Annotated in this window: 12 protein-coding genes; 7 read left to right on the forward strand and 5 right to left on the reverse strand. The window is 38.5% G+C overall.

Annotation, left to right across the window (positions count from 1 at the left end; all coding sequences use genetic code 11):
* Positions 1 to 75: 75 nt before the first annotated feature.
* The gene (locus MKL38_RS05820; RefSeq protein ID WP_045429688.1) at positions 76 to 1,395 is read right to left on the reverse strand and encodes a D-alanyl-D-alanine carboxypeptidase PBP6B; all 1,320 of its coding nucleotides are present in this window, start codon (positions 1,393 to 1,395) and stop codon (positions 76 to 78) included.
* 171 nt (positions 1,396 to 1,566) lie between these two features.
* Here MKL38_RS05820 and MKL38_RS05825 point away from each other — a divergent pair, with 171 nt between their 5' ends.
* Both MKL38_RS05825 and MKL38_RS05830 read left to right on the forward strand, forming a co-directional pair.
* Entirely contained in the window at positions 1,567 to 3,270 is a 1,704-nt protein-coding gene (locus tag MKL38_RS05825; RefSeq protein ID WP_270902785.1) for a M61 family metallopeptidase, read from the forward strand.
* A 398-nt stretch (positions 3,271 to 3,668) separates the two neighbouring features.
* On the forward strand, positions 3,669 to 5,906 hold the full coding sequence (locus tag MKL38_RS05830; protein WP_270902786.1) for an NADP-dependent isocitrate dehydrogenase: 2,238 nt from the start codon (positions 3,669 to 3,671) through the stop codon (positions 5,904 to 5,906).
* Between the two features lie 118 nt (positions 5,907 to 6,024).
* Here MKL38_RS05830 and MKL38_RS05835 read toward each other — a convergent pair whose 3' ends face one another.
* On the reverse strand, positions 6,025 to 6,813 hold the full coding sequence (locus MKL38_RS05835; RefSeq protein WP_005038961.1) for an rRNA large subunit pseudouridine synthase E: 789 nt from the start codon (positions 6,811 to 6,813) through the stop codon (positions 6,025 to 6,027).
* Positions 6,814 to 7,009: 196 nt separating this feature from the next.
* Between MKL38_RS05835 and icd the strand changes: the two genes are divergently transcribed.
* Entirely contained in the window at positions 7,010 to 8,266 is a 1,257-nt protein-coding gene (gene icd, locus MKL38_RS05840; RefSeq protein WP_270902787.1) for an NADP-dependent isocitrate dehydrogenase, read from the forward strand.
* 35 nt (positions 8,267 to 8,301) lie between these two features.
* On the opposite strand, the gene MKL38_RS05845 is transcribed toward icd, so the two are convergent.
* Both MKL38_RS05845 and MKL38_RS05850 read right to left on the reverse strand, forming a co-directional pair.
* A complete protein-coding gene (locus MKL38_RS05845; RefSeq protein ID WP_004643619.1) occupies positions 8,302 to 8,427 on the reverse strand; it encodes a hypothetical protein in 126 nt (41 codons plus the stop codon).
* Positions 8,424 to 9,602 (reverse strand): YbfB/YjiJ family MFS transporter, encoded by a 1,179-nt coding sequence (locus MKL38_RS05850; protein WP_270902788.1) that lies wholly within the window; start codon positions 9,600 to 9,602, stop codon positions 8,424 to 8,426. Before MKL38_RS05850 ends, MKL38_RS05845 begins: the two co-directional genes overlap by 4 nt.
* A gap of 95 nt (positions 9,603 to 9,697) precedes the next feature.
* On the opposite strand from MKL38_RS05850, the gene MKL38_RS05855 reads away from it, so the two are divergent.
* From MKL38_RS05855 to MKL38_RS05870, 4 genes are all read left to right on the forward strand, one after another.
* Positions 9,698 to 10,579 carry a LysR family transcriptional regulator gene (locus MKL38_RS05855; RefSeq protein WP_270902789.1) on the forward strand — a complete coding sequence of 294 codons (882 nt, stop codon included), beginning with the start codon at positions 9,698 to 9,700 and terminating at the stop codon, positions 10,577 to 10,579.
* Between the two features lie 208 nt (positions 10,580 to 10,787).
* Positions 10,788 to 12,179: an L-cystine transporter gene (locus tag MKL38_RS05860; protein ID WP_004643616.1), complete on the forward strand. Its 1,392-nt coding sequence runs from the start codon at positions 10,788 to 10,790 to the stop codon at positions 12,177 to 12,179.
* Between the two features lie 147 nt (positions 12,180 to 12,326).
* On the forward strand, positions 12,327 to 13,145 hold the full coding sequence (locus MKL38_RS05865) for a PhzF family phenazine biosynthesis protein (RefSeq protein ID WP_270902790.1): 819 nt from the start codon (positions 12,327 to 12,329) through the stop codon (positions 13,143 to 13,145).
* 122 nt (positions 13,146 to 13,267) lie between these two features.
* The gene (locus tag MKL38_RS05870) at positions 13,268 to 16,030 is read left to right on the forward strand and encodes a M16 family metallopeptidase (RefSeq protein ID WP_270902791.1); all 2,763 of its coding nucleotides are present in this window, start codon (positions 13,268 to 13,270) and stop codon (positions 16,028 to 16,030) included.
* A gap of 61 nt (positions 16,031 to 16,091) precedes the next feature.
* On the opposite strand, the gene MKL38_RS05875 is transcribed toward MKL38_RS05870, so the two are convergent.
* Positions 16,092 to 16,475 (reverse strand): DUF3144 domain-containing protein, encoded by a 384-nt coding sequence (locus MKL38_RS05875; RefSeq protein WP_003650402.1) that lies wholly within the window; start codon positions 16,473 to 16,475, stop codon positions 16,092 to 16,094.
* Positions 16,476 to 16,487: the final 12 nt, after the last annotated feature.

Consider the following 16,487-nt stretch of genomic DNA (forward strand, 5'->3'; position numbering starts at 1 on the left):
TAAAAAAAAGATGGCTGAATTATGCCATCTTTTATTTATAAAATTTATTGTGCATCTGTGCACAATTTGATGTTTTTAGTGCGAATCTAAAGGGTAGAGTTTTGCGGCACTATGTTCACTCGATGAAAAAATAGAGAAGAGGCTAGAAAACCACATCATGATTCTTTGGAAAATATTAGCTTCTTCAATATGTACGTTATCTTCAATTTGAAGACTACGGATCAGCTGGTTGTTTTGATAAATAGATACTGTTGCCAAACTCATGACTTTCATTAATGGCGCGGTTAATTGTTTTTCATTTAGTTCAATATTTACATGTGTTTGAGTCTTTTCGAGTGGCGCAATCACTTTTGGCTGTAAATTGCTATCAAGTACTTGAATGCGTTGAGTCACATTGTCAAAAGTATTTAAGTCAATTGGTGCTGGGTCTGCATATAGCGACGTCGTTACAATCGTCGGCTGCTTTGTTGCGACCTTAAACATTTTTAAAGTCGATTTTACAACAGGCAGTTCGGCAATTAATTTCTGCTCAGGAATAATGACTTCATCGCGTGTGTAAGCATAAGCAAGGTTCATTAACTTATCTGCAATCTCAGCTCGTTTTACCGCACTTGGTGTACCTAAAACGATTACTAATAAACGTCTTTGAGCTAAGTCAGATGAAAATGAAGGACGTGAAGCTGTTAATGCCAAATTATAACCAGCGGCTTTAGTGTAACCAGTTTTTAGACCGTCAACAGATGGGTCATATTTCAATGCAAGGTTGGTCGCATGATGGAAGCGTTGGTTGTAGCTAAAGCTTGGCATTTTTGAATAATGTAAATATTCAGGAGTTTGTTTAATTAAAGCCTGACCTAATAAACTTAAATCATGAGCCGTAGTGTAATGATCAGGCATCGTAATCCCGGGAGGATTACTAAAATGAGTATCTTTCATACCCAAAGCTTGAGCTTCCTGATTCATACGTTGTACAAAGTGAGGAACATCACCAGAAATTTTTTCAGCTAAAGTCACGGCTGCATCATTCGCAGACATCACAATTAAACCTGCCAATAGCTGATCAACTGAAATTTGTTCACCAGCTTTAAGATACATTTGTGATTCATCCCACTGCACGACACTTACTACCGGTGTTGCAGTAATGATTTCTTCTTTTTTCAGCTTTCCAGCTTTAATCTCTTTTAAGGCAATATAAGCAACCATCATTTTGGTTAAAGATGCTGGTGCGCGCTGCACATGGCTATTGTGCTCAGCAATAATTTGACCCGATTGAGTATCTACAATAGTCCATGCGGCGGCCTCAACACTTTCAGGTGCAATATTGAGTAACGCAGCATTGGTTAGGGTAGTGCAGAAAATACTGAAGAGGGTAAAAAGAGATAGAAAAAATTTCACGGATGACCTTAACTTTTACTGGCAAATACGGGACACAGATGCAAAGCATGCTATGCCTTTTTTTAATTGAAGGCTAGTGGAAATTGTTGCCAAAAAATACATGTACGCAAGACGATACAAAAAAGTGATAATCTAATGTGAAGCCGTTCTTATTTTTAAATTGAAGAATTTATGTTGCATTATCAAATTGAGTTCGATGATTACAAACAACACCTTGTTCACGTGACAATTCGTTTTTTAGCCAATCCGAATCAGGAACTTTGGCTACCAACGTGGATTCCGGGTAGTTATCTAATTCGAGAGTTTTCAAAACATATTGAATCCGTTAAAGCTTATGATGAAGCTGGACGTATGCTGGACATTAAAAAAACGAGCAAGAATCGCTGGCGTTTATTTAATACAGATCACGAATTAATGACGATTGAATATGATGTCTATGCATATGATTTGTCTGTACGTGGCGCATATGTAGACCAGACGCGTCTATATATTAATCCAGCGTGTGTATGTTTGGCTTTGGAAGGTCAAGAACAGTCTGCTTGTGAAGTCGAAGTTTTCTTGCCAGATGAGTTAAAGCATTTTCAGTTAGCAACCGGCTTAGCTTCAAAAAGTTTAGTCAAAGGGCGCTTTACTTTAAAAGCCGATCATTATGATCAATTGATTGATAGTCCATTTGAACTGGCTGATCAAACGCGCTTTGGCTTCGAAACACATGGCATTGAACATGAGTTTGTAATTTCTGGCCCACAAAATGCCAATGTTGATCGCTTAAAAGCCGATATTGAAAAAATTTGTGCAGCTGAAATAAATATGTTTGGTTCAGCGCCATTTAAAAACTATACCTTTATGACGATGGCAACAGGGAATAGTTATGGTGGATTAGAACATTGCAATAGTACAAGTCTGATTACACCACGCGATGATTTGCCAAAATCGAATGAACCAACTGAACCTTCTAAAGATTATCAACGCTTTTTAGGCTTATGTAGTCATGAATATTTTCATTCATGGTTAGTAAAGTTTATCCGTCCTGAAAACTTTGCAAATTATAATTTGCACCAAGAAGGCTACACTTCTTTATTGTGGATATTTGAAGGTTTTACTTCATATTACGATGACCTGATTTTATTGCGTAGTGGTGTAATTTCTCAGAAGTCTTATCTTGATTTACTCAAAGCACAAATTGATCGCTATTTGCAAAACCCAGGTCGTTTTGTTCAAACAGTGGCCGAATCAAGTTTTGATGCTTGGATTAAATTTTATCGTCAAGATGAAAACTCAAATAATGCGGGTACCAGTTATTACAATAAAGGTGCTTTGGTTGCATTGTGCCTAGATTTAGGTTTACGCCTACGTGGTTCTAGTCTTGATGCTTTAATGCGCCGGTTATATGAAAATACTCAAAATGGTATGCAAGTAAATGAGCGAACCATTTTTGATTTATGTAAAGAACTGACGGGTGATAACTGGATTGAACAGATTAATCATTTGATTAACACGACTGATGAATTACCACTTGATCAGTTGCTTCCTGAATTTGGCTTAAGCTATAGAGTTAAAACTGACAAATCTTTGCCATTAGGCTTGAAACTTGTCGATAAGCCAGAAGGCGTACTCGTGCAAAGTGCTCGCCGTGAGAGCGCTGGAGCAAAAGCAGGTATTTCTGCCAATGATGTGATTATTGCAATTGATGGTTTAAAAGCATCCACTAAGCTTATCGAGAAGTATGCAAAACAGGGTGGCTCTTATACTATATTTGCTTTCCGTCGTGATGAGTTAATATCTTTTGCAGTCGATTGTGCTACAACTGATTTAACCGAAGTTGAACTTGTCGTTGAAGATCAAGCTAAAACTGAAAAATGGTTAAAAGCATAGATTAAAGCTAAATAGTTTATAAAAAACCGATGTTTTGCACATCGGTTTTTACTTTTAAGTACGTCCAAATGGTGAAATCCGTTTTACCTTTGAGTTTATTTTGAATGAAAAGTATAATAATTGTCAGAACACTGAAAGATATCTCATGTAAGTTAATCATGTTTAATGCCTGAAAAGTGATCTGAATGTGCGTATTACAATGACTTAGATATCAGAAAATTATCTATACATTTGAATTATGTATTATTTCGCTACGAAATGTCGTTATCACTGGATATTTCGTTGACTGGAAGGCAATGAGAGCCGATACTCTCAGGGTTTTATTTAAGCATATCGGTTCGTAGGCACTGGGCCAAAAGCTCGGTCCTCAACACTCAATCAAACGGAAGGGGCTATATATGGCTGGTGAAAAGTCAACTATTATTTACACACTGACTGACGAGGCGCCACTATTGGCGACCTATTCGCTACTGCCGATCATTGAGACCTTTACTAAGCCAGCTGGCATCGAGATTATTAAAAGTGACATCTCTGTAGCTGCACGTGTGCTCGCAGAATTCACTGAATACCTAAGTGAAGAGCAAAAGGTATCCGACAACCTTGCAGAGCTAGGTCGTCTTACACAAGATCCAGATACTAACATTATCAAACTCCCGAATATCAGTGCGTCTGTTGCGCAATTAACTGCATGTATCAAAGAGCTTCAATCAAAAGGTTATGCAATTCCTGATTATCCGGAAAATCCTGCAACCGAAGAAGAAAAATCAATCAAAGCTCGTTATGGCAAGTGCCTTGGTTCAGCAGTAAACCCTGTCCTTCGTGAAGGTAACTCTGACCGTCGTGCTCCAGCAGCAGTTAAAAATTACGCAAAAAAACACCCTCATTCAATGAGCGAGTGGAAACAGTGGTCACAAACTCATGTTTCACATATGGAAGAAGGTGACTTCTACCATGGTGAAAAATCAATGACACTTGATCGCGCACGTAATGTGAAAATGGAACTTATCACAAACAGTGGTAAGAGCATTGTTCTTAAGCCAAAAGTTGCGCTACAAGACGGCGAAATCATTGATTCAATGTTCATGAGCAAGAAAGCACTTTGTGATTTCTATGAAAAAGAACTTGATGATTGTAAAGAAGCGGGTATTTTGTTCTCGCTACACGTAAAAGCGACAATGATGAAAGTTTCACACCCGATCGTTTTCGGTCACTGTGTGAAAATCTATTACAAAGAAGCTTTCGAAAAACACGGTAAGTTATTTGACGAATTAGGTATTAACGTCAATAACGGTATGGCTGGGTTATACGAGAAAATCGAAACTCTTCCAACATCATTACGTGAAGAAATCATTGAAGATTTACATGCTTGTCAAGAACACCGTCCTGCACTTGCAATGGTTGACTCGGCAAAAGGCATCACAAACTTCCACTCACCAAACGACATCATCGTTGACGCTTCTATGCCAGCTATGATCCGTGCTGGTGGTAAAATGTGGGGTGCTGATGGTAAGCAATATGATGCTAAAGCTGTTATGCCTGAATCAACATTTGCTCGTATTTACCAAGAAATGATCAACTTCTGTAAGTGGCATGGTAACTTCGATCCGAAGACTATGGGTACTGTACCGAACGTTGGTTTGATGGCTCAAAAAGCTGAAGAATACGGTTCTCACGACAAGACTTTTGAAATTTCAGAAGCTGGTATTGCAAACATTACCGATCTTGACACTGGTGAAGTGTTATTGACTCAAAATGTTGAAGAAGGCGATATCTGGCGCATGTGTCAGGTTAAAGATGCTCCGATTCGTGACTGGGTAAAACTTGCAGTAACTCGTGCACGTAACTCAGGCATGCCTGCGATCTTCTGGCTTGACCCGTACCGTCCACACGAAAATGAATTGATCAAGAAAGTACAAAAGTACTTAAAAGATCATGACACGAATGGCTTGGATATTGAGATCATGTCTCAAGTTCGTGCAATGCGTTACACACTTGAGCGTGTAGTACGTGGTCTAGATACTATTTCTGTGACTGGTAACATCTTACGTGACTACTTAACAGACTTGTTCCCAATTATGGAACTTGGTACTTCTGCGAAAATGTTGTCTATCGTTCCGCTTATGGCGGGTGGTGGTATGTACGAAACTGGTGCGGGTGGTTCAGCGCCAAAACACGTACAGCAACTTGTTGAAGAAAACCACTTGCGTTGGGATTCGCTTGGTGAGTTCCTTGCTTTAGCAGCTTCTTTAGAAGAAATGGGTATTAAAGAAAATAATGCTCGTGCTAAGTTACTTGCGAAGACGCTTGATGAAGCGACTGACAAGTTACTTGACAATGCTAAGTCACCATCACGCCGTACGGGTGAGATTGACAACCGTGGTAGCCATTTCTACTTATCACTTTACTGGGCTCAAGCGCTTGCTGCACAGGACGAAGATGCTGAGTTGAAAGCTAAATTTGCTCCTCTTGCAAAAACTTTAGCTGAAGAAGAACCGAAGATTGTTGCTGAACTTGCTCAAGTGCAAGGTAAACCTGCCGACATCGGTGGTTACTATGCAATTGATAAAGCAAAAGTAGATGCTGTAATGCGTCCAAGTGCTACATTCAATGCAGCTCTTGCAACTGTTGAGGCTTAATTACTAATTCGTTAGTAAATAACTTAAGGGCCGGTGCATATGCACCGGCTTTTTTATTTTTAGAAAAATAAAGGGCATTAAAAAAGCCCACTGATGTGAGCTTTTAAAAGTTTAAATCTTATCGACTATTACGGCCACGACCACGTGGTGCTTTAGCATTTGGACGAGTTGTACCATTGGTTTTACGACGAGGTTTTTCACCTTCATCCATTTGCCAAATACGTTTCGTACCAGACTTTTTCGTAGAACCGTCTTTATTCTTACGAACCATTGGTTTTCCGCCAGTACCACCTGGTTTTTTCACATATGAACGTGAACGATAAGGTTCTTCAGCTGGAACATCTTTAAAGTCAGGGTAAAGCAAAGGCTCAATTTCTTTAACATCACCAGGTTTTAAACCGAGTTGAACTAAATCAATTGAACCAATTTTAGTACGAATTAAACGTAAAGTTGGAAAACCTACCGCAGAAGTCATACGACGAACTTGACGGTTACGGCCTTCACAAATTGAAATTTCGATCCAAGATGTTGGAATATTTGCACGAAAACGTACAGGCGGGTTACGTTCCCATAACCATTCAGGTTCACTGACTTTAATGGCTGTCGCAGGAAGCGTCATACCATCGTTAAGTTCTACACCTTTACGAAGCTGCTCAAGCGCTTCTTCAGTTACATCGCCATCAACTTGAACTAAATACGTTTTGTATTTTTTATTTGCAGGGTTAGTAATGAACTGATTCAGACCACCATGATCAGTTAAAAAAACTAAACCCTCAGAGTCCATATCAAGACGGCCTGCCAAACGCAAAGTCGGGTCATCAACAAAGTCAGAGACGGTCATATGCGCTTCGTCTTTACGAAACTGGGAGAGAACGTCATATGGTTTGTTGAGAATGACAATTTTCATAAAAAATGACTTCTTCTTTCAAATAACTAGAGAAAACATTGAGGTTTATTTAAGTGAGAAATCTTATTATTTCTCATATAAATCCCAAAAATGATTAATTTCAATTAAGCTATTATGCGTTAAGAAGAGTTGAAAGTATTGTGTATCGATAATTATTTTTAGTTAATTAAGTATTATAAAAGGGAGAATTCACATAATGGGTTATCAGAAGATCGTGGTTCCTGCAGATGGCGACAAAATTAAAGTAAATGCAGACCTGTCACTGAATGTACCAAATCATCCAATTATTCCTTTCATTGAAGGTGATGGTATTGGTGTGGATATTACACCAACCATGAAAGCAGTCGTAGATGCTGCTATTTTAAAAGCTTACGGAGGCAAGCGCTCAATAGAATGGATGGAAGTGTATTGCGGTGAAAAAGCCAATAAAATTTATGGCAGCTATATGCCGGAAGAAACTTTTGAAGCACTTCGTGAGTTCGTTGTCTCAATCAAAGGTCCTTTAACCACGCCCGTTGGCGGCGGTATTCGTTCATTAAACGTTGCCTTACGCCAAGAATTAGATTTATATGTTTGTGTACGTCCAGTGCGTTGGTTTGAAGGCGTACCTTCACCAGTTCAACACCCAGAATTAACGGACATGGTCATTTTCCGTGAGAATTCGGAAGATATCTATGCAGGGATTGAATGGAAAGCCGATTCTGAAGAGGCTAAGAAAGTCATTAGATTCCTTCAAGAAGAAATGGGTGTGACAAAAATCCGTTTCCCAGAAGGCTGCGGTATTGGAATTAAACCTGTATCGAAAGAAGGTTCACAGCGTTTAGTACGCAAAGCCATTCAGTTTGCAATCGAAAATGATAAGCCTTCGGTGACGCTTGTTCACAAGGGTAATATCATGAAATATACCGAAGGGGCGTTCAAAGAGTGGGGCTATGAGCTGGCTCTAGATCGTTTTGGTGGAGAACTGATTGATGGCGGCCCATGGGTTAAAATTAAAAACCCAAGAACTGGTAAAGACATCATCATTAAAGATGTGATTGCAGATGCTTTCTTACAACAAATTTTAATGCGCCCAGCTGATTACTCTGTTATCGCAACCCTTAATTTAAATGGTGACTATATTTCCGATGCGCTCGCAGCAGAAGTAGGCGGCATTGGTATTGCACCGGGTGCAAATATTGGTGGTGCAATTGCAGTTTATGAAGCAACTCATGGCACTGCACCTAAATATGCTGGTCAAGATAAAGTAAACCCAGGTTCTATTATTTTGTCTGCGGAAATGATGCTACGTGATATGGGCTGGACAGAAGCTGCTAATCTGATCATTAAAGGAATTTCAGGAGCGATTGCCGCTAAAACCGTAACTTACGATTTTGAGCGTTTAATGCCGGGTGCAACCTTGTTACGTTGTTCTGAATTTGGTGATGCGATTATAAAACATATGGGAGAGTAATCTTCTATAAAAAAGCCCTCGGTTGAGGGCTTTTTTTATTGCAAAAATTCAGGGTGCTTAGTGGTCTTCGTGATACCGACTTTCTTTTGATAACTCTGATCTAGGGCCTGAATAAAAAGAACAAAGGCAATTAAAAATAGCGGGAAGAACAGAGATTTCATGATTCGGTTTCTCCGAGAGTTGAGATGTAAGTAGGACGTACAGGAAGTAAAAGGCAAACTGCAAAGAGTAGAACGATTCCACCCAAAAGAAAGAGATGTGCATAAGACCAATGCAAATGATGCAAAGTACTAATGACGACACCACCTAAAAGCTGAGTGCTAGCAAACCCAATCGTGGCCAGACTCCATAGCTTTTGATAACGCTGTTCATAAATTTGTAGCAGACTATAAGAGCTAATAAATACCGTTGCGGGAGTCAGCAATCCTGTAAGAAGGGAAGATAAAGCGAGCAAAGAAGTGGCCTGGGAAAAGAAAGGTAAAACAACAGCTAGACAGTAAATGGCATATAACCATTTAATGGTGTGTAAATATCCTATTATTCTGCTTAAGCAATAAGCGACAAATGCACCAATGCAGCTCCCTGAACCATAGAGAACCCAAAATAAATTCCTTTGCTCTAATGAAAAATGCAAAGTTCCAGATAAATAATCCATCCAGAATAGAGAGTGAGGAATATAAGCAAAGGCACTGCACATATAGGCAATAATAATGACAAGACCTAAACGTGATTTTTGTGAGGCTTGCAGGTTTGTAGAATACGGCTTAATCATCTGAGCCGTATTACGACTTAATAATTGATAAAGCAGTACGCTTCCTAATATGGAGATGCCCGCAAAAATATCCCAAACATAATGCACAGGTATATTTTTAAGTACAGGAATAATAATGGTGGCAGATAACACACCCACGCCAATCCCGCTAAATCCTAAGAAATTAACTTTCAATCTTTGCGTGGTGGGAATGTATTTCATGGCAAAGCTCGGGGCTAAAATCATAAGTAAGCCGCCAGCAATACCAGAAACCGTACGCCAGAAAATGAACCATGCCAGAGGCATATCCATGAATGAGCAGCATAGGAGGCTGAGGCTACCGGCAATAGTTGAGAGTACGATCATGGATGGGATGTACTTTTCTTTAATACCCAATAACGCCAATAAGGCACCCATGAGATATCCCAATAAATTTGCACTTCCTAAGAAGCTGGCAAAATCATGGGTCCAGTGATATTGCTTAATCATGATGGGCATTAGCGCAGTATAGGAAAATCTGAACACTCCAATACCCAAACACGTTGCCAAAAAGACAAGTAAGCTCATTCGATAAAACGTAGACATGAGAAGACTCTCAATTTTTTATTATTAAAAGCTAGTTTTGTGATCATTAAAAATGATTTAATAAGATGGTAGTTATCTTGTTTTGAGATAGTGTAATGTTATTAAAGTCACTAGAGTTTTTCTTGGCGGTCGCAGAGAGTGGAAGTTTTTCATTGGCTGCACAAAAAATGTATACCGTTCAATCGAATATCACGAGCCATATAAAAAAACTTGAAGAAGAGTTGGGGGTGATTTTATTAAATCGCCATAACCCAGTGACGCTAACCAATGCAGGACAACAGCTACATAGTTATGCCGTTCAAATGCTTGCACTACACCATAAAGCTAAAAAAATCTTTCAAGAAGGTGGAGTTGATCCTGCTGAATCAATCCGGCTTGGAAGTATGGAGACCACTGCTGCGATACGTTTGCCACAGTTGCTCAATCAATGTATGCAGCAATATCCTACTTTACCCATTGAGCTCCAAACTCATCCGACACGTTATTTATTAAATGCTGTACATCAGGGTGAATTGGACTGTGCTTTTGTAGCATCTAAACATTCCATTCCTGAGTTATATAGTTTTCCTGTGTGGCATGAAGAGCTGGTTCTGGTTTGCCCTAAGCAACAAGAGAGCTTTCCAGACATGGCGACCCTTGCAAAAACCAGATTTATTGCATTTCGGCAAGGTTGCTCATATCGACATGCAATAGAGCTTTTCTTGAATGACTTTAGTATTCCACCTTCGCAAATTATGGAAATGGGAAGTCTGGACGGTATTGTGAGTTGTGTAGAATTGGGTGTTGGTTTTGCTTTATTACCTAAGTCTTATCTGGCAAAAGTTGCGGATAAAGTGTCCGTCAATTGTTTTGGACTAAATACGGAGTCTGCTTTTTTCACTACATATTTAGTTGCCCAGTTACCCGAAACATGGGGAACCAATTTAAAGCAATTTATTTATTTTATTGAGCAACAATTTGAATTAAAGGTTGCTTAGGTGGAGGCTGATTTTTATACATAAATATCTTACGTAATTTATAAATTAAAAGTGATATATATGTATTTAAAAGTCATTTTATATTCTCACGCAGGTTTGTAATCATCTTGATGCTATAAAATTGTTGAAAAGGGTAGTTTATATAGGCCGGCTATGGTCAAATATGCCCCCTTGAAAGATGACACAAGCAATAATTTGGAGTTTGGGAATGAATATACCCTTAATCATCAATATTGTGGTTTTTGTCGGGTTAATATTTTTACTCGCCCAAACACGTAAAACGGACTGGAGCTTATCGAAAAAAGTTCTGGCTGGCTTAATTCTAGGTGTGGTGTTTGGCTTAGGACTACATTTGATTTATGGCGGTGGCCATCCGATTCTTGCTGAATCTATTAGCTGGTTTAATATCGTTGGAAATGGCTATGTAAAACTTTTACAAATGGTCGTCATGCCTTTGGTATTTGTGTCTATTTTGGGAGCTGTTGCAAAATTACACCAAGCATCGTCTTTAGGCAAAATCAGTTTTTACACGATTGGTACTTTACTATTTACAACGCTGATTGCTGCACTCGTAGGGGTATTTGTTACTAACCTGTTTGGCTTAACTGCAAAAGGCTTGGTGCAAGGTGCTGCTGAAACTGCACGCTTAACTGCCATTAATACAGATTATGTAGGCAAAGTTACCGATTTAAGTGTGCCGCAATTTATTCTTTCCTTTATTCCAAGTAATCCATTTGCTGAATTAACTGGTGCCAACCCAACTTCAATTATTAGTGTGGTTATCTTTGCCGTGTTCTTAGGTATAGCAGCACTCAACCTAATGAAAGATGATGAAGAAAAAGGTCAGCGTATTTTAACTGCAATCCAGACTTTACAGTCTTGGGTAATGAAGCTTGTTCGTTTAGTGATGACGCTTACTCCTTATGGTGTTTTTGCGCTCATGACTAAAGTTGTGGCAAGTTCTAACGTAGCAGATATCTTAAACTTAGGCGGTTTCTTGGTGGCGTCTTATTTAGGCTTGGCGATTATGTTTGTCGTACATGCCATTATTTTGACGCTTACCGGTGTTTCTCCACTTAAATTCTTTAAGAAAGTTGCTCCAGTTTTAACGTTTGCATTTACCAGCCGTTCAAGTGCTGCCAGCATTCCACTAAGTATCGAAGCGCAAACTCGTCGTTTAGGTATTCCTGAATCTATTGCAAGTTTCTCTGCTTCTTTTGGTGCGACAATTGGCCAAAATGGCTGTGCGGGTTTGTATCCAGCAATGCTAGCGGTAATGGTTGCGCCAACGATGGGAATTAACACGCTAGACCCAATGTGGATTGCATCGTTAGTCGGTATTGTGACTTTAAGTTCAATTGGGGTGGCTGGAGTAGGTGGTGGTGCGACTTTTGCTGCACTGATCGTACTTCCTGCAATGGGCTTACCTGTAACTTTGGTTGCGCTTCTTATTTCAATTGAACCATTAATTGATATGGGACGTACTGCGTTAAACGTAAATGGTTCAATGACTGCGGGTGTCGTTACCAGTCAATTTATGGGCCAGACAGATAAAGAAATATTAAACAGTGAAGATGAAATTGAACTAACACATCACTAATAAACTGTAAGAGACGACTCAATCTCATTGGATTGGGTCGTTTTTTTATGTGTGAATGATTGCTGTAATGCTAATTTTTAAAAATCTGTGTCTGTTTATATTTAAAAAAATTGAAGACAATGAATTAATTTAAAAGAGTTGAATATCATGAAAATGTATCAAGTCGATGCTTTTACAAAAGAGTTATTTCGTGGAAATCCGGCTGCTGTGGTTGTTGAAAAAGAATGGCTAGATGCAGATTTAATGCAGAAGATAGCATTTGAAAATAACTTGTCTGAAACTGCTTTTGTCAAAATCATAGACTCTGAAAATTATGAAATCCGTTGGTTTACTCCAACAGTTGAAGCTGATTTTTGTGGGCATGCCACTCTTGCTAGTGCTTTTGTAATATTTAAAGATTTTACTAAGAAAAAGACGATTAATTTTCATGTACGAAACTTAGGGCTTTTTATAGTTCATCAAGATGAAGACGGCAAAATTAGAATGAATTTTCCAATTTGTAAAGCTCATCAAGTTGAAGATTATCCGCCTATTTTACGTCAAGCTTTAAGCAAACCTTTTAAAGCGGTTTATCAAAATCCTTACGCTTACGTCATTGAATATGAGTCAGTTCAAGATGTATTAGATGAAAAACCAGACATGAATTTGCTAAAAAAATTAGGTAAGTTACGTACTGCTGTTACAGCAAATGATGTGGATGTTGCAATAACATCAAAAACAGACCAGCAATATGATTGTGTCTCTCGCTATTTTGCACCTGTCGCGGGTATTGATGAAGACCCTGTAACAGGTTCAATTCATACTGCAATAGCGCCGTTATGGGCAGAAAAGCTTGGGAAAAATAATATTGTGGCTTATCAGGCTTCTAGCCGCGGAGGCATTTTATATTGCAATATTCTGTCTGAAGAACGTATTGAAATTTCAGGATATGGGAAACTTTATATGCAAGCTGAAATTTTTCTTTAAAATATAAGGCCGTTTAAATAAACGGCTTTTTTTTCAAAACTTTACTATGAAAGTCAGCTTAAATTTCCTACTATAGTCCCACAACTATTGATTTTTTATTATTCAAATTAATTGGTATTTATATGTTTATGCAGTTTAAACAACTGACTCTCTCCCTATGTATCCTTAGTTTAAGTGCTGCGTCTTGGGCACAAACCACACTAGTAAAAAGCAAGCAAAATATTGAGGAATATAAATTAGATAATGGTTTTCGGATTGTACTTGCACCGAATGACAAAGAAAATAAAATCTTTATTAATACCATTTATTTAACAGGTTCATTAAATGATCCGCAAGGCAAAAGCGGTTTAGCTCACTTGCTTGAACACTTGGCTTTTAAGGGGACAAAGAATGTTAAAGGGGAAGAATTCCAGCGTCGTTTAGATCAATATACGTTAATGACGAATGCGAGTACGGATTATTATTCAACCAAATATACCAATATTGTTCGTCCAGAAAAAACTGCACTCAATGAAGTGTTGTACCTTGAATCTGAGCGTATGGATAAATTGGTTTTACAAGAAAAATTTGTTCCTTCTGAAATTGAAATCGTAAAGCGTGAACGTGAAGTTCGTATGGATCAGCCTTTTGCTGTTTTAATGGACCAAATGTGGAAATCGGCTTATGGCAATCAATATTTAGGTCGTTTACCGATTGGTGATTTGCCTGAGCTTAAATCTATTAAAATGCCTGAGCTAGACCGTTTTTATCGTAGCTGGTATGCACCGAATAATGCAGTCATGGTTGTTTCAGGTAAATTCGATAAAACAGATGTCTTAAAAACAATTGATCAATATTTTAGTCCAATCGCGGCACGTGAAGTTCCTAAGGCTGTACAGATTCCTGTACTCGACTCCACAAAAATAAAAAATCGTCAGTTTGTGGTGAAAAAGGGGAGCGATCTCGCTAAATTCCATATCTATATGAATGGTAAAAACACCAAAATCCAGCCGACATTAGCGTTAGCTCCTTTGTTATATACCATGCAACCAAGTGGTCATTTATATCAGAACATGGTTGAAACTGGCATTACCACAAATGTTGATGCCAGCACGTGGTTAGACCAAGATTTTAATGTGGTATTTCTAGGCGCTATTTATGCACCAAGTAATGATCCTAAAAAAGTTGAAAGCTCTTTGCTAGCGGGTATTGAGAAAGGTAAGCCTTTTACTGAAGTTGAATTAAATCGTGTTAAGAGTTTAATGAAAACTCAAGGCGACTTAATCACTAAAGATGCGGTAGCACTTGGTTCACGTTTGAGTGATTACACGGTCGCTGGTGGGCAATGGGATCAATATTTTAAAGACCTAGATTCGGTAAAAAACGTTAAGCTAGATGAAGTAAATCAAACTTTAAAACACTTCCTTGTGGCTGAGCATCGTATTGACGGTGATATTTTGCCAACACCTGAAGACCAGAAGAAAGCTCAACAACAAAACTCAAAAGATGCGCCTAAAACCTTAGATCAGGTGGAAGCAAAGGCAGAACCTCTAAAAGACCCGAAAGCCTATCAACAAGAAGTCGCTGAGTTTTTAAAAACTTCAAAACAGTATGTAGAAAGTAATGAGAAAAAGATTATTCGTGGAAAACTGAAAAATGGAATGAAGTATGCCCTATTCCCAGTTGAAACACGTGATGATCGTACTTATGCCACAATTACGATGGATTTCGGAACAGAGAAATCTTTATTTAATAAAGGTACGGTAGTCGATTTAACCTCATACTTATTGCTTCGTGGTTCTGATAAATACAGTTTGCAGGATATTGCTGATAAATCGATTGATGCGGGTGGGGCCGCTTATGCAAGTGCTGACGGCAATGGCATGACCATTAATATTCAGTCTAAATCAGAAAAATTTGATGAGTTTTTCGAGTTTGTTCTGGATGTGATGAAAAATCCAAAATTTGAACAATCTCAATTTGATTTAATTAAATCACAAAGTTTATCAAGCCTTGATCGTCCTTATACCGAGCCAGATGTAGTAGCGGGCTTAACACTTTCACGTTTGCTTGAAGAGTATCAACCGGGCGATTTGCGTTATCACTTTGAACCTGAACTGGCAAAACAGCAATTGAAAAATGCCACTCAAGAACAAGTGAAAGAATTGTACGAGCGTTTCTTTGCAATGAACCATGCTCAAATCGCGATTACGGGCAAGTTTGATGCGAAAAAAATGCAGAAATTACTTAATCAGGAATTTGGTCGTTGGAATGGTAAACAGCCTTATCAAAAAATCTTGATTAATCATGTCGATTTTCCAGCTCAGCAAGTTCATGTTTTATCTGAGCAGCGCGAATTTGGTAGCTACCAAAGCGTGCTTTCACTGCCAGTTGGGAAAAACCATCCAGATGCATCTGCTCTCATTTTGCTTAACTATATTTTAGGTGAGTCTCAAATTTCATCACGTTTGGCTCAAGAGCTTCGTGAGAAAAATGCATTAGTGTATGGTTTTGGAAGTGGGTTGCAACTTGATCGTGATACTAACGTTGGGGCCTTAAGCATTAGCGCTAATTATACTTCGGGTCGCTCAGCGCAGGTTTCTGCCTCAATACATAAAGTGTTGAATGACTTGTTGAAAAATGGTGTGACAGAGCAAGAGCTTGAAGCTGCAAAAGCAGATATCATGAAGAAACGCGTTACAGCATTAGAAGATGAACGTAATATTCATGGAATGTTAAATCTCCAGCTTGAGTCAGGTAAAACATTACAAGACCGTGTAAAACACGATCAAAATCTGACTAAACTGACTGTTGCAGACATAAATACAGTAATTAAAAAGTATATTAAACCTGAACATTTAGTTGAGGTAATGGCTGATCAATATGGTCAGGCAGCAAAAAAATAAAGTCTTCTTTTAAATAAAAAGCCACTCAATTGTGGCTTTTTATTTGGGTTGTTAAATCATTTTAATGATCATGTTTATGCGCGTGAAAATCTTCATTTTTACGGAAACGTAAATAATTTTCGAACTGTTCACAGTACTCATCAAAGTTATCTTCAAGCATCATTTGAAATTGTTGAACAAGATAAGACATGACTTGATCTTTAGCATCACGCATTTCATTGCCATCTTTAAAATTATTTGCCGCTACCCATGTATTAAAACGGGCGCTAGCAAACAACATTGCTGCACTCACTTGACCACGCAGCTCGGCTGGATCTGGTTTTTCACCTTTTGGCGGGCGACAAAAATCATTGGCCTGTTTAATGAATTCATCCGCACGCTCAAAGAAAACCGCATTTAAAGCTTCTTCTTCAGTAACATCTGTTGCATTGATCTTTTGAGACATGACTTATTCCCG

Source organism: Acinetobacter sp. AOR14_HL (genome assembly GCF_027855175.1).
Taxonomy (GTDB): domain Bacteria; phylum Pseudomonadota; class Gammaproteobacteria; order Pseudomonadales; family Moraxellaceae; genus Acinetobacter; species Acinetobacter calcoaceticus.